The sequence below is a fragment of the Dietzia sp. 179-F 9C3 NHS genome, assembly GCF_045369825.1.
In the GTDB taxonomy this organism is placed as follows: Bacteria; Actinomycetota; Actinomycetes; order Mycobacteriales; family Mycobacteriaceae; genus Dietzia.
This window is the reverse complement of the sequence record NZ_JBIQES010000020.1, coordinates 1-17,525: the sequence shown is the minus strand read 5'-3', so window position 1 is coordinate 17,525 and position 17,525 is coordinate 1. Positions and strand designations below refer to the sequence as shown.

Here is a 17,525-nt window from a genome sequence, read left to right as displayed (position 1 = left end):
TCACCCCCGGGAAGCCGCGCCGCCGGGTCAGAGGATGGCGCCTCGGGGTTAGCGCTGCGCGGCGGCGAGGCGCTCGGAGCGCAGCCGCTCGACCGCGGGTACCTCGACCGGCGGCAGCGCGTCCACGCCGAGGGCGCGGCACAGCAGCAGGTCGGCGAGCTCGGGATTGCGGGCGAGGACGGGCCCGTGCATGTAGGTGGCGATCATCGAGCCCTGCACAACCCCCTCGAGCAGACCGCCGGAGGGCAGCTGCTCGCCGGCGGGCACGCCGTTGCCGACGCCCGCGGTGACGCGCCCCAGCGGCGCGGCGTCGGGTCCGAGCACGGTGGCGCCCATGTGGTTCTCGAATCCGGTGAGCGGCTGGGTGAGCCCGGCGAGGGAGGGGGCGACGACGAGCTCGCCGATCGCCCGGGTGGCCTGCGGCGTGGTGGTCACGTCGAGCAGCCCGAGGCCGGGGGACCGCGACCCGTCGGAGACCGCGAACCATTCGCCGAACACCTGCATGCCGGCGCAGATCGCGAGCACCGGCACCCCGCGGGCCACCGCGCGCTGCAGCCCCGGCGAGCTCGACAGATGTCGAGACGCGAGCTTCTGGGCGGAGTCCTCGCCGCCGCCAACGGTGTAGACGTCACAGGACTCGGGCACCTCGTCCTCTAGCGTGATCCGAACGACCTCCGCGTCGTGGCCGCGCCAGCGCAGGCGCTGGCGCAGGACGAGCGCGTTGCCGTCGTCACCGTAGGTGCCCATGACGTCGGGTAGGACCAGGCCGATGCGGACCGTCGACTCGGTGGGCCGCGGCGAGTCCGGGGCCACGGTGTCGAGGGGGGAGGCGGAGGCACCGTGGTCGTCGGTCATCGCTGCTCCTTCCGTGCGGGATCGGACCCGCCGAGCGCGGCGATCGCCCGACCGAGGTCGCGGAACGCCGTGTAGTTGGCCAGCACCTCGACCCGCCCGGGCGGGCAGCGGCGGATCGCGGCCAGTGGGTCCGGCTCGAGCTCGTGCTCGACGCCCGCGTAGGTGAGCCGCACGGACAGGTCGGCGGCGCGTTCGCCGGCGGCGTAGACGGAGATCCCCTCGAAGGTCTCGAACCGCACGTCCCACAGCCACGACAGGTCCACTCCGTCGGCGACCTGGCCGTTGACGGCGATCACCAGGCCGTCGGCCGAGGCGTCGATCATCCCGAGCGCCTCCTGCCAGCCGGCCGGGTTCTTGGCCAGGAGCAGGTGCGCGGAGCGACCGTCGACGTCGACGGTGGAGTAGCGGCCCGCCACGTCGTCGACCGTCTCGACGGCCCGGACCGCCGCCGCAGGATCGGCGCCCATCGCCACGGCCGTGGCGACGGCCTGCGCGGCGTTGCCGCGGTTGGCCCGCCCCGGCAGGGCCAGGCGCATCGGGGCGGTGAAGCCCCCGGGGCCGTGGATCGCCTCGTCGTCGACCCACCAGTCCGGCTCGGGCCGGGCGAACTCGCGGCCGTCGGGCAGCGGGCCGGTGCCGCGCCAGTGGACGGCGCCCGCCTCGTCGACGGTTCGCGTCACGGGTTCGCCGGTGCGCGGGCAGCTCACCGAGTCCCCTGCCCACGGGGCGCCGGCGGCCACCCACACGACCGACGGGTTGTCGTAGGCGACGGAGGTCATCATCACGTCGTCGCAGTTCGCCACGATCGTGGCCTGCGGCTGCGCGGCCACGCCCGCGCGCAGGCGGCGCTCGATCGCGTTGATCTCGCCCACGCGGTCCAGCTGGTCGCGGCTCAGGTTGAGCAGCACGATCGCCTCGGGGTCGGTGTTGGCGGCGACGGCGGGGGTGTGCAGCTCGTCCACCTCGATCGCCGCGAGCGGGGCCGTCCGGTCTGCGTTGAGCGCGGAGACGATCCCGGCGTCCATGTTGTCGCCGCCCGAGTTGGAGGCCACCCGGTCGACCGAACCCAGGGCCGCGACGAGCATCCTCGTCGTCGTCGACTTACCGTTGGTCCCGGTGACCAGCGCCGTTCGGCGTCCCGCGGCGAGCTGGCGCATCAACCCCGGATCCACCTTGAGGGCCACCAGGCCGCCGATCATGCCGCCCGAGCCGCGGCCCGTGACGCGCGAGGCCCACGTGGCCAGGCGCGCCACCGCGGAGGCGGCACGGCCCCGGGCGGTGAGGGCCGTGGGCGAGCCGGCGGGGGAGGCCGGGGCGGAGGTCGCGCGGGGGCTCATGGCGACGAGTCTAGGACGGCGCGTGTTTCGTCCGTGTGACGCCGTGCCCGGTCAGAACCGCACACCGCCGCCGAGGGCGCGCACCACGGCCGCCGCGGTCTCGGCGACGATGTCCTCGGGGCCCCCGAAGAGCCCGGACGCGGTGGAGATCGCCACCACCGAATAGCGGCCGGAGGCCGTGTTGACCACGGCCACGTCGTGCGACACGGTGTCGGTCTCCCCGGTTTTGTTGGCCGTGCTGCCCGCGGGCAGCTCGCGCGGGATCTTGGTGGTGCGCTCCTGGCGGTACATGGCGTCCAGGACGTACCGGGCCACGCGCGGGGTGGTCAACGGTCGTGTACCCGGCTCGGCGCGCTCGTCGGCCGCGCGGACCAGTTCGGTGACGTAGCGCATCGCGCCCTCGGCGGTGAGGTGTGACCAGTCGGCCGACCAGTAGCCGAGGGTGTAGTAGTTCCCGGAGTGGAAGGCGTCGTCCAGGCCGACGCGGGCGGAGATGGCGTTGATCGTGTCGAAGGGGTCGTCTCGGACCGCGTCGGGCCCGAGGGCGGCGAGCTGCACCAGCCGATCGGCGGCGTCGTTGTCCGAGACCGTGATCGCGTTGTCCACCACCTCCCCTACGGTGTCGCCGTCCGGGAGCTTCGCGTCGGGGTCCCCGCCCCACGCCTCGAGGGCGCCGACGGCGTAGGCGATCTTGGTCACCGACGCCGCGTACATCTCGTCCCCGGAGCCCGTGCACACGTGCCGCTCGTCCCCGGCGTCCACCGCCTGTACGCAGAAGGTGAGGTCCAGGCCCAGGTCGGCGGCCTGGTCCACCGCGGAGGCGAGGATCGGCCGCACGCGGGACCAGCCGGGCGGCAGGGGCATCGGCGTCCAATCCGAGCGGATCTCCACCCGGCCGTCGGGCGTGCGGGCGGCCGCGCCGGCGTCCGCTGCGCCGTCGTCCGTGTCGCTGATCTGCGAGGTGTGGACGGGGGCGGAGGCCGAGGCCCGCAGCACCGGCTCGTCCACGACGCTCACCACGGCCCCCGAGGCCACGAGGACGCCGACGGTGGCCAGGGCGAGCGGCAGCAGGCGCCGCGCGTGGGACGTGTGGGCGGCGGGCACGGGTCCTCCGAGGTCGGGGCGGGTGGTGTCGACAATCGTAGAACGCCGATGTGACGATCCGGGAACGGCGCGGTGAAGGCTGTCGGGGGCGTCTGCGACGATGGGCGGTATGGACGGTCGGTGGGTGGTGGTGGACGTCGAGACGTCCGGCATGCGGCCGGCGCTCGACCGGGTGCTGTCGGTGGCGGCGGTGGTGTGTGACGACGAGGGCGGCGTCGTGGAGGAGTTCGCGACCCTGCTCAATCCCGGCGTCGACCCGGGGCCGGTCCACGTGCACGGGCTGACGCCGGCCCTGCTCGCGGGCAAGCCGCGCTTCGCGGACGTGGCGGGCGAGCTGGCGCGGATCATCGACGGGCGCACGATGGTCGCCCACAACGCCGCCTTCGACGCCTCGTTCCTCGCCGCCGAGGCTCGCCGCGCCGGGACGCCGGCGCTGCTCGAGCGGTTCCTGTGCACCCTCGACCTCGCCGGCCGGCTGCACCTGTCCACCGCCGACCTCAAGCTCGGCACGCTCGCCGCGCACTACGGGGTGCAGCAGCGGGCGGCGCACGACGCCCACGACGACGCCCTGGTCCTGGCCGGGGTGTTCGCCGGGCTCCTGCGCACCGCCGCGGAGAAGGAGGTGGCGCCGGCGGTGCGCGAGGTCGCGCAGATGGTGGCCCACCCCGACACCGGCTTCCTCGTCTCCCGCGTGTGGGCCGACGCCCTGTCCGCGCCGCGGCGCTGGCGTCCGGCCGGGCGACTGCGCCGCGGCGGAGCGCTCGTGCAGGGTATGGAGGTCGTCTTTACACCCGACGTCGACCGCGACCCGGACGAGATCGTGGGCCTCGTCGTCGACAAGGGGCTCTACGTGGCCGACCGCATCTCCTCCCGCACCTCCCTGGCTGTGTGCGACGCGCCGAACGCCGTGCGCGGCCGCGCGGCCTTCGCCCGCAAAAAGGGCCTCGAGCTGGTGCCGTTCGCGCAGCTCGAGGAGCTGCTCGCCGACGTGCGGCCGGGCCGGCCCGTGGGCGGGGCGGCGCCGGTGGACGAGGCGCAGGGGGCGCTGTTCTGAGCATGAGGGGTTACCTCGGGCTGCGGATCAGGTCACAGATCGCGGTCTTCATCTCCGTCCTCACCCTCGCCGCGCTGCTTTCCCAGATCGACGAGATCCGGCTGCAGAACGGGACCGGGCCAGGCGGCTGGTGGCTCGACGGGCTCGCGTCGGCACTCGGCGGCGTCGCGGCCGCCACGGTGCTCGGCGCCCTCCTGCGCCGGCAGCGCGCCGCGGTGGCGGGTGCCGCACTCCAGCTCGGGCTGTTCGCGCTCCTCGTGGCGACCTGGCCACTCGCGTGGGACGGCACCCCGCACGAGGCCGCGATGCTGTGGTTCGTGGCGTTCGGGGGCGGGACGCTGCTCCTGCTCCCGACGTTCCTCCGCGGTGTGCCGCTGTGGGCGGCGTTCATCGTGCTGCACGGCGGCAGCCTCGTCGAGAACGCCGTCTCCTCCCCGCACGGTATCGCCGCCGCCAGGCTGACCGACGTCGCCTTCGGCCTGGTCTACATGGCGGTGTTCGTCCTGCTCGAGCAGACCGTGGTGGCGGTCGCGGACCGGGTCGACGCCGATGCCGCGCGGGAGGCGGGACCGCGTGCCGAGAAGGCCGCGGAGCGAGCGCGCGCCGCGCAGGCCGCGCTGCTGGACGGAGTGATCCATGACCGCGTGCTCGGCGTACTCGGGGCCGTCGACCGGCTCGGACCGTCCGCCGCGACGCGACGCGCGGCCCGCCGGGCGCTGACCGTCCTCCGGGCCCTGTCGGGAGGGGCGGGGACCCCGCGGCCCGTCACGGAGGCCGAACTCGTGGACAGGCTGCTCGACGCGGCCCGGGACGCCGGCGCGTTCGTGGAGCCGCCGACCGAGGTCGACGACGACGCCCGCAGGCGCGCCCATCCGGGCGGTGTGGGGTCCGAGCTGGTCGACGCGGCCACCGAGGTGCTCGCCAACGCGCGCGCCCACGGCGGTCCGGCGGTGACCGTCGGGATCACGGCCCACCCGGAGCGCGGGGTCGAGGTGACGGTGCGCGACGACGGTCCCGGCTTCGACGTGGGGGCGGCGATGGCCCGGGGAGGGGGACTGCGGGTGAGCGTCGTGGGCCGCGTCGAGGCCGTGGGAGGGACGGCGGTGGTCCACTCCGACGCGGGCGCCGGAACCCGCATCACCCTGGCGCTCCCTCCCGGGGCGGCGCCCAGGCAGGAGGCTCGGCCGGACGGTCGCCGTCGTGGACTGTTCGGGGTCGCGCCGCTCGACGCCCGCCTCCGGCGCCTGCTGGGGGTGCTCTTCGCGTGCGTGCTCACCGTGGACGCCGTCTCCGCCCTGCTCGTGGGGGAGCGTGCGCCGGGCGCCCTCGTCGCACAGGTCGGGATCGGGCTGGCGGGCGCGCTGGTCGTGATCCGGGACGCCTGGTCCACCGGCACGGCGTGGGCCCTGGCCGGGGCCACCTCTGCGGTCGCGGCGGCCGGGCTCCTGGTCTCCCCCGAGAGGGGTGGGCCGGAGTTCGTCTACCTCGTCGAGGCGCCGATGTGGGTGCTCGGCGTGCTCCTGCTCCGCGGTTACCGACGCGCGGCCTGGACCGGCGCGGTCGCGGTGTCGGCCGTGTACCTGACGACGCTGCTCGGGCAGGGACTGGAGCCGTCGGAGGCGGTGGGCCGGGTCGTCATCGGGTTGTTCATCGTCGTGGGGGCGCAGGTCTTCGACGTGGTCGTGGTCCCCATCCGCCGGACCGAGGACGAGCTGCGACGACAGGCCGTCGAGGGGAGGGTGGCCGGCGCCGCCGCCACCGCCGCGATCGCCGAGCGGCGGGCCCGCGCCCAGCGGATCCTCGACGGGGTCGGCGACCTGCTGGGGCGCATCGCGTCGGCGGACCACGACGACCGGGCGCTGCGGGACGAGGCGCGGATCGCCGAGGCCGGACTCCGCGACCACCTCCGCGCCCGCGGACTGCTCGACGCCCGGATCGACGCCGCCGTGGGCCGGGCACGACTGCGCGGCGCCCACGTGCAGCTCCTCGACGACTCGGCGGGGTCCCTCGACGACGCGGTCGCGGCCCGGGCCCGGGACCGGCTCGCGGAGGAACTCGACGTCGCCGGGCCGGGAACGCGCATCGTGGCGCGGCTGCAACCCGGAGACTCCCCGACCGTGTTCGGGATCCGGACCCAGCGGCCCGACGGGACCGTGCACCGCACCGCGATCGCCCGAGAGGACCCCGCGGCGGACGGTCCCGAGCGGCCGGCCCTCGGGGGCTGAGCGGCCAGCCCGGGCGGCGTCCGGTCCCCGTGCGCTCCTCCGCCCGGCGCGCGCGTGGAAAGATGGAGCCCGATCCGCGCCCGCCCGCCCGGCCCGCGCCCGCCGACCCCAGGAGGACCGTCGAAGTGCCTGCACCGCAGAACGCCGCCGCCCGCGAGGTGTACGAGAAGGAGCGCGCACACGTCCTCGCGCCGTGGACGGCGTGGGGCGCCCACGATCCGATGGTCGTCACCGCCGCCGAGGGTTGCTACATGACGGACGGCGACGGCAACCGCCTGTTGGACTTCACCTCGCAGCTGGTCAACACCAACATCGGGCACCAGCACCCCGTTGTCGTCAAGGCCATCCAGGACGCCGCGGCCGACCTGTGCACCATCAACCCGGCGCACGCCAACGCCGCCCGCGCCGAGGCCGCCCGGCTCGTCTCGGAGGTCGCACCGGCGGGCATGAACCGCGTCTTCTTTACCAACGCCGGTACCGAAGCCGTCGAGCACGCCATCCGCATGGCCCGCCGCCACACCGGCCGGCACAAGACCCTCTCGGCGTTCCGCAGCTACCACGGCGCCACCACCACCTCGATGAACCTCACCGGCGACACCCGCCGCTGGGCCAACGACCTGGGCAACACCGGGGCCGTCCACTTCCACGCGCCGTTCCTCTACCGCTCGCAGTTCTACGCGGAGAACGACAAGCAGGAGTGCGACCGCGCGCTGGAGCACCTCGACTCGCTCATCGGGCTCGAGGGGCCGGACCACTTCGCGGCGCTCATCATCGAGTCCGTGCCCGGCACCGTCGGCATCATGGTCCCGCCCGCCGATTACCTGCGCGGCGTGCGTGAGATCTGCGACAAGTACGGGATCGTCATGATCTGCGACGAGGTCATGGCAGGTTTCGGCCGCACCGGCGAGTGGCTCGCGCTGGACAATTTCCGCTCCGGCGACGACGACTGGGCGCCGGACCTCATCACCTTCGCCAAGGGCTCCAACTCGGGCTACGTGCCGTTGGGCGGCGTGATCCTCCACGACCGGGTCGCCGCGTCCTTCGAGAAGACCCCCTACACCGGCGGACTCACCTACTCTGGTCACCCGCTCGCCTGCGCCTCCGTGGTGGCGACGATCAACCTCATGCGCGAGGACAAGATCGTCGAGAACGCGAAGATGATCGGCGAGGACGTCATCGGCCCGCGCCTGCGGGAGCTCGCCGAGAAGCACCCGTCGATCGGCGAGGTCCGCGGCCTCGGCGTGTTCTGGGCCGTGGAGATGGTGGCCGACCGCGAGACCCGCGAGCCGCTCGCCCCGTACGGCGGCTCGTCCGAGGCCATGGCCAAGACCTTCGCCGCGGCCAAGTCCGAGGGCGTGCTGCTGTTCATGAACTACAACCGTTTCCACATCGTCCCGCCGTGCATCATCACGCCGGACGAGGCGCGGGCGGGCCTCGACGTGTTCGACCGAGCCCTCGACGTGGCGGATTCGTACGTGGCAGGGTGAGGCCATGTTGAGGCTTCTGCTCGCGCTCGTCGTCAACGCCGTCGCTCTGTGGGCGGCGACGCTCCTCATCCCCGGGATCGCCCTGCGTGAGGCGGCTGTCTCGGCCGACGCCGGCGCCGTGAGTGATCAGGTGAGCGTGCCCACCATCGTGGCGCTGCTCATCGTGGCCGTGGTATTCGCCCTGGTCAACGCCGTGGTCAAGCCGATCGTCCAGCTGCTTTCGCTGCCGTTCACGATCCTCACGCTGGGGCTGTTCCTGCTGGTGGTCAACGCGCTCATGCTCATGCTCACGTCGTGGATCACCGAGCAGCTCGAGCCGTTCGGCGCCGTGTACTCGGTGAGCGGGTTCTGGGCGGCATTCTTCGGCGCGATCGTCGTCGCGCTCGTCAACTGGGTGCTCAGCGCCCTCCTGCCGAACAGCGACCGCGCCCGCGCCTAGAGGCCCCCTTCCCTTCCGCCTACGAAATCGGCGACTCCGCTGCTGGGTCGGCGACCCTCACAGGGGCCGCCGATCCGCTCGCGGAGTCGCCGATTTTCGGGCGGGGCCGACCGTTCGGGGGCCGACCCGCCGCGGGTCAGGAGCCGAAGGGCAGCGCGGCCGAGGAGACGGCGCTCGGGGTCCAGCCGTTCGCGGCTTGGTCGCGGATGAACTGCATCATGCCGTAGAAGGCGTCGCCCGGGCAGGCGGTGCCGCCCCACTGGCGGTGGCCGGAGACGGCCGGCATGCCGCGCGAGGCTCCGCCCTCCGGGTTGCGGTAGTTGATGTGCGACTGCGGGTGGACGCCGATGGCTCCGGAGAGCGTACGCACGCAGTCGATGGTCGCGCCGATGGCGGCGGCGGTCGGGGGGCGGTGCGAGAAGTCGCCCAGCAGGCTGATGCCGATGTTGCCGTTGTTGTAGCCGCCCACGTGGCCGCCCGTGACGACCGGAGGGGCCACACCGGCGACCGGCGGGACCTGGAACACGGGGCCACCGCCGACCGTGCCGCCGCGGCCCTGGTAGATGCGCCCCTCGGGGTCGATGATGAGGTGGTAGCCGACGTCGCCCCAGCCCAGCGTGTTGGCGTGGTAGTTGTAGATCGCCCGCACGCTGGCGGCGCGGTCCGGACCCGGCTGCGTGGCCGTGTGGTGGATGGTGATGCCCTGGGCCGCGAAGAACGTCGGCGACCAGCGATGACCGGCGACGTCCCCCGCGCCCCACGCCGCGCGCGGGATAACGGGGAGGTTGAGCAGACCCGTGCTGCCGAGGCTGTAGTTTCGCGGCGTTCCGCGGCCGTCGTCGAAGGCGGTCGCCTCGGAGCCGGCGGGCGCGTCGACCTCGTAGCTCACGGCGCCGTCCGGCGCGGAGACGAGCTCCGAGGCGGGCAGGCTGCCCGAGTCGGGCGCGGAATCGAGCCCCTCGAGCGGGATCCAGTCGCCCACCGAGCCGTCGGGGAAGCCGAAGCGGATGCGGCCGAGCATCTCCTCCGGGCTGGGGAAGGTCACACCCACGTAGCCGAGCGGTCCGGACGGCTGGATCATGCCGCTGCCCGTGGGGACCGCCTGCATGAGGTCCTGGACCACGCCGAGCGAGCCCGTGTCGAAGGGGAGGGCGCCGGCGAGCGGCGCACGGACCGAGGAGGCGACGGCGGCACCGAGGCCGACGGACGCGGCGGTGAGGAACCCACGGCGGGAAACGGACATAGAGAGCACTCCAGACAGGACTTCGGCAGATCTCGCGGCACGGACGCCCGGCATATCGGCGGGACCGGCCGTCACATTACGCGTCTGTCGTTACAAAATCGAGATATTCGTTACCGGAGTGATACCTGGTTTGCATGTGACTGATGGGGTGATTTTTGACGACCAGGTACGCGGTGTCGGAGGGATCCTGCGCCGTTGCGGCGAGCCCGCCGAGCGTCGTTTCGAGCCGACCCCAACAACAGTGCGGCCGCATCCGGGGATCTCCCCGGGCGCGGCCGCACTCGTCACAGGCGGGGAAGCACGAGCGCCCCGTCAGGGGGCCCAGGTGCGGGCGCCCTCGGTGCTGCCGGTGGCCTCCACGCCCTCGGCCTCGTCGGCGTAGGCGCGGTTGATCGCGGAGACCACGGCCCGCAGCGACGCGGTCGTGATCGAGCCGGCGCGGCCGACGCCCCAGAAGACGCGGTTGCCGACCTGGCACTCGACGTAGGCGGCGGCGGTGGCGTCGTCGCCGGCGGTCATCGCGTGTTCGCTGTAGTCGAGGATGCGCACCTCGTCGTCGAACAGTTCGTTGAGGGCGGCGACGAATGCGGCCAGCGGGCCGTTGCCGGACCCGGTGAGTTCGGTGGTCTTGCCCTTCCACTTGACCACGGCGTCGATCGTGTCCGCGCCGTCATCGGTCTCGGCCGGGTCCAGCTGCTGGGAGATGCGCTCCATGGGAGACACCCGGTCCAGGTACTCCAGCGAGAAGATGTCCCACATCTGCTTGGGCGTGACCTCGCCGCCCTCGGAGTCGGTGACGTTCTGGACGATCTGCGAGAACTCCATCTGCAGGCGCCGCGGCAGCTGCAGGCCGTAGTCGCTCTTCATGATGTAGGCGACGCCGCCCTTGCCGGACTGCGAGTTGACGCGGATGACGGCCTCGTAGGTGCGGCCCTCGTCCTTGGGGTCGATGGGCAGGTACGGAACCTCCCACGTGATGTCGGAGACGTTCTCGCCGCGCGCGTCGGCCTCGGCCTGCAGCGCGTCGAAGCCCTTGTTGATGGCGTCCTGATGCGAGCCGGAGAAGGCGGTAAAGACCAGGTCGCCGCCGTACGGGTGCCGCTCGGGCACGGTGAGCTGGTTGGCGTACTCGACGGTCCGGCGGATCTCGTCCATGTCGGAGAAGTTGATCTGCGGGTCGACACCGCGTGTGAGCAGGTTCATGCCCAGCGTCACCAGGCACACGTTGCCCGTGCGCTCGCCGTTGCCGAACAGGCAGCCCTCGATGCGGTCGGCGCCGGCCTGGAAGGCGAGCTCGGCGGCGGCCACGCCGGTGCCGCGGTCGTTGTGCGGGTGCAGCGAGAGGATGGTGGCCTCGCGGTGCGCCAGGTTGCGGTGCATCCACTCGATCTGGTCGGCGTACACGTTGGGCGTGGCCATCTCGACCGTGGCGGGCAGGTTGATGATGATCGGGTTCTCCGGGGTGGCACCCACGACCTCGGTCACGGCGTCGCACACCTCCTTGGAGAACGCGAGCTCGGTGCCGGTGAAGGACTCGGGCGAGTACTCCCAGCGCCACGTGGTGTCCGGGTAGTCCTTCGCGATGCGCGTGACCAGCTCGGCGGCGTCGGTCGCGATCTGCTTGATGGCGTCGCGGTCCTTCCGGAACACCACCTTGCGCTGCAGGATCGAGGTGGAGTTGTAGAAGTGCACGATCACGTTGCGCGCGCCCTCGCAGGCCTCGAACGTGCGGCGGATGAGGTCCTCGCGGCACTGGACCAGCACCTGGATGGTGACGTCCTCGGGGATCGCGTCGTCCTCGATGATCTCGCGGACGAAGTCGTAGTCCGTCTGTGAGGCGGACGGGAAGCCGACCTCGATCTCCTTGTAGCCCATGCGGACGAGCAGCTCGAACATGCGGCGCTTGCGGGCCGGGCTCATGGGGTCGATGAGCGCCTGGTTGCCGTCGCGCAGGTCCACGGCGCACCACTGGGGCGCGTGGGAGATCACGGTGTCGGGCCACGTGCGGTCGGGCAGCGAGACGTCCTCGACCTCCTCGGCGAAGGGGCGGTAGCGGTGCACCGGCATGGAGGAGCCGCGCTGCTTGTTCCACGACGGCTGGCCGGGGCGGCCCGGCTTGGAGGGGGGAGTGATGGTCGACGACGACGAGACGAACGCGTCAGCGGGAGTCATATCTGGGGCTCTACTTCCTAGGCGATCTACGAGACCGGACCGGCGCGACGAGATCCCGCGACGGGGAGCCGGTCCGCTCTAGCGGGCCCCGCCGCGGCATCCAAGAAGGAGCACGCGCTGCATGGGGCCCACGATACACGGGTCGCCCAACGGGCGCGGAATCCGTGCTCACGGGACGGGAATGAAGAACGTCGTGGCCCCGGAGGTCACCGCGTCCGGCGGCGAGAGCGGCGAGGTGGCCGGGATGGCCTCCCCGTGGTCGAGCGAGCCCCACACGCGGTTGCAGCCGGCCTCCTCGGCGACCTCCACGGCCTTGTCGATGAGCCGGTGGGCTATTCCCTGGCCGCGGGAGCCCTCGCGGACGCGGATGCCGTAGACGAACAGGTCGGGGCTCTCGCCGAGGTGGCCGGTCTCCACGGCGACGAGCATGCCCACCGGAGAGCCCTCGCCGAGTGCCAGGAGGAGCAGGTTGGACCCGCGGTCGAGGAAGTCCTGGGTCCACTCCGGGGTCGGGGGAGTGGTGAAGAGGTCGGAGGCGGACAGCACGAGGTCAACGTCGGTGCGCGAGGCCCGACGGACCACGACGTCCTGCGAGTCCATCTGCCCAGTGTGGCAAAACCCGCGCGGATAGGCACGGATCGAGCGGCTTTGTGACCGTCATGCGCGCCGGGGTGGCCTGGTCGTCACCTCGCCGCTTCGTCACTCCGGCTGGGCCGCTTCGGTCCCACCTCCTTGCGGGAGAGCAGGACGGTGGCTACGGCCATCACCACCACGGTCAGGGCCAGGATGAGCAGCTGCGCGCCGTCCACGGCGAAGCGCTCGTCGAGAACCGCGAAGCCGAGTAGCAGCGCCACGACGGGCGTGGTGACGGTGGACGCCGGCACGGCCTGGTGGACGGCGCCCGCCGAGAACGACATCTGCTGCAGCGTGAGTGCCACGACCGCGGACCCGACGAGCCCGTACAGCTCGCCGGTGGTCACCACCTCGGCCACGCCGCCCAGGGCGAAGCGGTCGGCGACGCCCTTGATGAACAGCGCCACGTAGGCGAACGCCGTTCCGCCGGCCACGCCGAGCAGCAGGGCGCGGTCGCCGCGGACCCGGTAGTAGGCGACCCGCACCACCGCGCCGATCGCCACCGCGCCCACGCCGCACGCGATCACCCACTCGTGCCACGGCGGGTGCATCTCGCCCCCCGTGGGGCGGCCGTGCACCACGAGGATCGCCACGCAGCCGGCGAGCACGTGCCCCCAGAAGAGCTCGGTCTTGGTCACGCGGCGCCCCGTGAACCACGCACCCAGCGGGAGCGCAAACGTGAGAGAGAGCACGGTGAGCGTCTGCACCAGGATGAGCGAACCGAACGCCAGCGCCGCGCCCTGGAACGCGAATCCGGCCGCGCTGATCCCCATCCCGGTCCACCAGTACGTGCTGGTGAGCACGCCGAAGCGCCCGCCGTGGCCGAGGTCCCGTCGCTCGGCCGGACGGTGCCGCAGAACGGTGCCGAAGGCCTGGCTGAGAGCAGAGGCGAGGGCGAGCACTACGGCGAGCCAGCTTTCCGTCATCACTACCGAGTAAACACTGACCGGTAAAGTCGGCCGCATGAGGCCGATCAACACCGGAAGGGTGTGACCGCGTGGCACTGGTAGTGCAGAAGTACGGCGGCTCCTCCGTGGAGTCCGCAGAACGTATCCGCCGGGTGGCGGAACGGATCGTGGAGACCAAGAAGGCCGGCAACGACGTGGTGGTGGTGGCCTCCGCGATGGGCGATACCACCGACGAGTTGCTCGACCTGGCCGACCAGGTGTGCCCGTCCCCGCCGCAACGTGAGATGGACATGTTGCTCACCTCGGGCGAGCGGATCTCCAACGCGTTGCTCGCCATGGCGATCAGCTCGTTCGGCATGGAGGCCTACTCCTTCACCGGCTCGCAGGCCGGGATCATCACCACGACCCGGCACGGCAACAGCCGGATCATCGACATCACGCCGGGCCGCGTCCGCGAGGCGCTCGACCAGGGCAAGATCGCGCTGGTCGCCGGCTTCCAGGGCGTCTCGCGCGAGACCCGCGACGTCACCACCCTGGGTCGCGGCGGCTCCGACACCACCGCCGTGGCCATGGCCTCGGCCCTGGGCGCCGACGTGTGCGAGATCTACTCCGACGTCGACGGCGTCTACACGGCCGACCCCCGGATCGTGAAGAACGCCCGCAAGCTCGACACCATCTCGTTCGAGGAGATGCTCGAGATGGCGGCCGTCGGCTCCAAGATCCTCAACCTGCGGAGCGTGGAGTTCGCGCGCCGCTACAACGTCCCGCTCCGGGTCCGCTCGTCGTATTCGCACAACCCCGGCACCCTCGTGGCCGGCAACTTGGAGGGCATCCCCGTGGAAGACGCAGTCCTGACCGGAGTCGTGAGCGACAGCTCCGAGGCCAAGATCACCGTCGTGGGCATCGCCGACCAGCCGGGCTACGCGGCCAAGGTCTTCCGGGCCGTGGCCGACGCGGAGGTCAACATCGACATGGTCCTGCAGAACGTCTCCAAGGCGGAGGGCAAGACCGACATCACGTTCACCTGCCCCCGGGAGGTCGGGCGCAAGGCCGTCGAGGTGCTTACCGGCATGAAGGGCGACCTGGGTATCGACCAGGTCCTCTATGACGACAACGTGGGCAAGGTCTCCCTCGTGGGCGCCGGCATGAAGTCCCACCCGGGCGTCACCGCCACGTTCTGCGAGTCGCTCGCCGACGCCGGGATCAACATCGAGCTCATCTCCACCTCCGAGATCCGCATCTCCGCGCTCGTGCGCGAGGACGAGCTGGCCGACTGCGTCAAGGCCCTTCACGACGCCTTCGACCTGGGTGGCGAGGAGGAGGCCACGGTCTACGCCGGCACCGGCCGCTGACCCCTCCCCGGCCCCCGGGCCGGATCAGGGTGCGGTGGGCTCGACGCGGGCGACGTAGCCGGCCAGGGGGGTGACGACGAGGCGGACCGTCGCGCCCCGCCGGAGCTGTCGCCGGGCACGCGCGCTGCGGACCGTCCACTGGTGCACGCCGTCCGCGGTGTCGAGCACCACCTCGGTGCGGGGCCGACGCTTGTCGATGTTCTGGGGGTTGCGGGTGAAGATCGCGTGCTGGAGGGCGTTGGGTAGGAAGTCGAGAGCCTGACGGTCGTCCAAGCTCAGGACCGTGCCGGTGACGGTCGTCCGCGGCACGAGGTCGATCGCTCCCACGACCATCCGTGCGACGCCGAGGAGGCCCGTGGCCACCGCGCCGATGACGAGGAGCAGCGCGACGGCGCGGAGACTCTCGAGCTCGCCGGCGCCCGCGGTGACCTCGTCCGCGCCCCGCAGGCGCAGCCCCACCACCACGACGAACACCGAGACGGCGGTCTGGATCGCCCCGCGCAGGAGCAGCCCGTGTGGTGAGTGGCCCGACCACGGCCGGAGCGAGATCCCGAGTCTGCGCGACCAGTCGTTGGCGCCGTGTACCAATCCCTGACCCGACGGCGAGGCGACCATTCCTGCTCTCCTTTGCTCACGCGGTATGGGCCCACCATAGGCAGATCCTGAGAAAATGGGCGCCCCGCGGTGATTCGACACCGTAACGAGACATGATGAACAGCGAATAGTGTGTTGGTCTGTGGTGAAGAATTCCGATATCTGACTACTCCGGCGGTGGCGCCGGGAGAATCGAGACGATCATGCGTGCACGACTCGTGCGGGCCGGGGCGGTGGTGTGGGCGGGACTCCTCGTGACGGCCGGTGCAGCCTGCGGCTCCGGAGGAGACGCGCCGGACGCGGACCCCGCGACGGAACCTCCCGTCCTGGAGCAGACCTCGCCGTCGAGCGACTCCGGCGACTATGCCTTCGGCACCGACCGTGACCAGCTCGCCGAGGCCGTCGAGGGGGCCTTCTCCACGCAGAACGGCACCGCGCGGTGGGAGGGCGACACCCTTGTCCTGTCGGTGGACGGGGACGCCGGTGGGCCGATCGCCGGGTTCACCGAGTGCCGGGTGCTCGACGGGCTGCTGCAGAAGGGCGACGCGAAGGTCGTCGAGTTCCCTAACGGTCGCGTGGACTGCGCGGAGGCGCTGTCGACGGGGTGAGGTCTGATCGGCGCCATGGGGTCGGGGCGTCGCGGCCTATCTGCGGTTATGTGTTAGCAACACTCTTTTCCACGGGGATGGAGGAGGGGTGGCTGGGCTGGTTGCCCATCCGGTGGGTGAGCCTGTCGAGGGCGGCGGCAGCGGGATCGTCGGGCAGGTCCATCGAGTAGTAGAGCCGGCCCCAGATGCGCGCCCGGAGCGGGGCGACGGCGTCGAGTGTCCGGTAGACGCCGCGCCGGGCGAGCGTGCGGACTGGGCCGGACTGCGCGAAGGCGAACTCCTGGCCCGGTGACCGTGCTGCGTTACGCCCCGCGGGCGCCGGGCCATGCTCAGCGCCGCCGCGATACCTCAGCGGCCAGGGCCTCGTTCATCCGGTCGAACATAGGGAGAGTCGTCTCGCGGATCGAGCCGATCATCGGTGGCACCGCGATTCCGGAGAACCGTTCCTCCTGGTGCAGGACCACCCGGCCGTCGCCGGCGGGCTCGATGGTGAACCAGTGCTCGCCGTCGAAGATCCCCGGCAGCATCACCGAACCCTTCCACCGCAGCTCCCGACCGGGCTCCACGGTGAGGACCGTCGGCGTGAAGGTCATGCTCCCGCCGTTGGTGTCGATCAGTTCGTTGGTCAACGTCCCGCCCTCGACCAGGTCGCCGGCGGAGGAGACGATGAAGGGATTCCACCGCGGGTACGATTCCCGGTCGGCCAGAACGGCCCACACCTCGTCAGCAGTGCCCTCGATCGCCAGGGCCGAGCTCATCTCGTAGTCGCGGGACACCGCCCAGATCGAGTACGCGACGGCCGGAAGCAGCACCGCCGTGGCGGCGATGGCGGTGTAGCGCAGGATCGGGCGTCGGCGTCTGGCTGCCTTGGCCATGGTCGTGTCTCCCTCGGGTGTCGGTGCCGCCGGGCGGCGACGCGCCCCACGGTAACCGTGCGGACTCACCGCCGTCTTGCCGCCCACTTTCGGATGGCTAAACGCGCACTCGGGTGGCACTGTCCCGACGCTTTCAGCGCGCTTCTCAGCGCCCTTTCCCTCGCTCTGCTCCGGCTCAGTGATTCCGCGCGCGGACTTTAGCGCCGGATAAGCGCCTCGCCGTTTGTGGGAAAGGGGTTCTGTGGTTCCGTCGAAAGGGTTCCGGCAGTGGTCGAAAAGCTGCGGAAAAGGCGAGCGGAATAACGTCATCGACGGCTTCGGACAGCCGTCCCGGAATGGGATCGGCAATGTGATCGGAAATCAGGTCGGAGAACGGAGAAGGCGCATGGGCACGGACGTGGATTCGGTGACGCACCCGGTTCCCGGGGCGGGAACGCCACCGGATCTCCTCGGCCGGTGGTGGGAGCTCGTCGACGCCGCACCGGCCGTTGACTCGGTGCGCTACCTCGACGACAGGGGCGCGGAATTGGTGGAGCAGCGGCGGTCGCGCGGAGAGCTCGCAGACCTGAGTTGGACCTCCTTAGTGCCCCGCTGGCAGGGCGGCGATGATCGCGGCGCTGGTGTCGTCGAGGGGTGTGC

The 17,525-nt window shown here is 71.9% G+C and carries 16 protein-coding genes; 7 read left to right on the top strand and 9 right to left on the bottom strand.

What is annotated here, in order from left to right:
- Positions 1-48: 48 nt before the first annotated feature.
- Genes ACH0BZ_RS15600 through ACH0BZ_RS15590 form a run of 3 tightly spaced genes read right to left on the bottom strand, consistent with a single transcriptional unit; the run spans position 49 to position 3,296 of the window.
- Positions 49-855, bottom strand: coding sequence for a type 1 glutamine amidotransferase (locus ACH0BZ_RS15600; RefSeq protein WP_406899628.1), 807 nt, complete (start codon positions 853-855; stop codon positions 49-51).
- On the bottom strand, positions 852-2,192 hold the full coding sequence (locus tag ACH0BZ_RS15595) for a MurT ligase domain-containing protein (protein WP_406899627.1): 1,341 nt from the start codon (positions 2,190-2,192) through the stop codon (positions 852-854). Before ACH0BZ_RS15595 ends, ACH0BZ_RS15600 begins: the two co-directional genes overlap by 4 nt.
- Positions 2,193-2,243: 51 nt before the next feature.
- Complete coding sequence (locus ACH0BZ_RS15590) at positions 2,244-3,296, bottom strand: serine hydrolase (protein WP_406899626.1); 1,053 nt, start codon at positions 3,294-3,296, stop codon at positions 2,244-2,246.
- A 109-nt stretch (positions 3,297-3,405) separates the two neighbouring features.
- Between ACH0BZ_RS15590 and ACH0BZ_RS15585 the strand changes: the two genes are divergently transcribed.
- The 4 genes from ACH0BZ_RS15585 (at position 3,406) to ACH0BZ_RS15570 (ending at position 8,501) form a co-directional block, all read left to right on the top strand.
- On the top strand, positions 3,406-4,350 hold the full coding sequence (locus tag ACH0BZ_RS15585) for an exonuclease domain-containing protein (protein WP_406899625.1): 945 nt from the start codon (positions 3,406-3,408) through the stop codon (positions 4,348-4,350).
- Between the two features lie 2 nt (positions 4,351-4,352).
- Complete coding sequence (locus ACH0BZ_RS15580; protein WP_406899624.1) at positions 4,353-6,575, top strand: ATP-binding protein; 2,223 nt, start codon at positions 4,353-4,355, stop codon at positions 6,573-6,575.
- A gap of 125 nt (positions 6,576-6,700) precedes the next feature.
- Positions 6,701-8,062, top strand: a complete 1,362-nt coding sequence (locus ACH0BZ_RS15575; RefSeq protein WP_406899622.1) for an aspartate aminotransferase family protein — start codon at positions 6,701-6,703, stop codon at positions 8,060-8,062.
- A 7-nt stretch (positions 8,063-8,069) separates the two neighbouring features.
- Positions 8,070-8,501: a phage holin family protein gene (locus tag ACH0BZ_RS15570; RefSeq protein WP_406899639.1), complete on the top strand. Its 432-nt coding sequence runs from the start codon at positions 8,070-8,072 to the stop codon at positions 8,499-8,501.
- A gap of 136 nt (positions 8,502-8,637) precedes the next feature.
- On the opposite strand, the gene ACH0BZ_RS15565 is transcribed toward ACH0BZ_RS15570, so the two are convergent.
- The 4 genes from ACH0BZ_RS15565 to ACH0BZ_RS15550 form a co-directional block, all read right to left on the bottom strand.
- Positions 8,638-9,744, bottom strand: coding sequence for a peptidoglycan recognition family protein (locus tag ACH0BZ_RS15565; protein WP_406899620.1), 1,107 nt, complete (start codon positions 9,742-9,744; stop codon positions 8,638-8,640).
- Positions 9,745-10,056: 312 nt separating this feature from the next.
- Complete coding sequence (gene leuA, locus ACH0BZ_RS15560) at positions 10,057-11,916, bottom strand: 2-isopropylmalate synthase (protein ID WP_406899619.1); 1,860 nt, start codon at positions 11,914-11,916, stop codon at positions 10,057-10,059.
- 168 nt (positions 11,917-12,084) lie between these two features.
- Positions 12,085-12,516: a GNAT family N-acetyltransferase gene (locus ACH0BZ_RS15555; RefSeq protein WP_406899617.1), complete on the bottom strand. Its 432-nt coding sequence runs from the start codon at positions 12,514-12,516 to the stop codon at positions 12,085-12,087.
- 83 nt (positions 12,517-12,599) lie between these two features.
- Positions 12,600-13,475 (bottom strand): DMT family transporter, encoded by an 876-nt coding sequence (locus tag ACH0BZ_RS15550; RefSeq protein ID WP_406899616.1) that lies wholly within the window; start codon positions 13,473-13,475, stop codon positions 12,600-12,602.
- 71 nt (positions 13,476-13,546) lie between these two features.
- Here ACH0BZ_RS15550 and ACH0BZ_RS15545 point away from each other — a divergent pair, with 71 nt between their 5' ends.
- The gene (locus tag ACH0BZ_RS15545; RefSeq protein WP_406899615.1) at positions 13,547-14,809 is read left to right on the top strand and encodes an aspartate kinase; all 1,263 of its coding nucleotides are present in this window, start codon (positions 13,547-13,549) and stop codon (positions 14,807-14,809) included.
- A 24-nt stretch (positions 14,810-14,833) separates the two neighbouring features.
- Here ACH0BZ_RS15545 and ACH0BZ_RS15540 read toward each other — a convergent pair whose 3' ends face one another.
- Positions 14,834-15,424, bottom strand: a complete 591-nt coding sequence (locus tag ACH0BZ_RS15540) for a hypothetical protein (RefSeq protein ID WP_406899613.1) — start codon at positions 15,422-15,424, stop codon at positions 14,834-14,836.
- Positions 15,425-15,606: 182 nt separating this feature from the next.
- On the opposite strand from ACH0BZ_RS15540, the gene ACH0BZ_RS15535 reads away from it, so the two are divergent.
- Positions 15,607-16,011, top strand: coding sequence for a hypothetical protein (locus ACH0BZ_RS15535; RefSeq protein ID WP_406899611.1), 405 nt, complete (start codon positions 15,607-15,609; stop codon positions 16,009-16,011).
- Between the two features lie 329 nt (positions 16,012-16,340).
- Here the strand turns inward: ACH0BZ_RS15535 and ACH0BZ_RS15530 are convergent, their stop codons facing one another.
- Positions 16,341-16,886, bottom strand: a complete 546-nt coding sequence (locus ACH0BZ_RS15530; protein ID WP_406899609.1) for an SRPBCC family protein — start codon at positions 16,884-16,886, stop codon at positions 16,341-16,343.
- A 241-nt stretch (positions 16,887-17,127) separates the two neighbouring features.
- Between ACH0BZ_RS15530 and ACH0BZ_RS15525 the strand changes: the two genes are divergently transcribed.
- Positions 17,128-17,525 (top strand): hypothetical protein (locus ACH0BZ_RS15525; protein WP_406899607.1); only part of this gene is annotated, 398 nt, incomplete at its 3' end.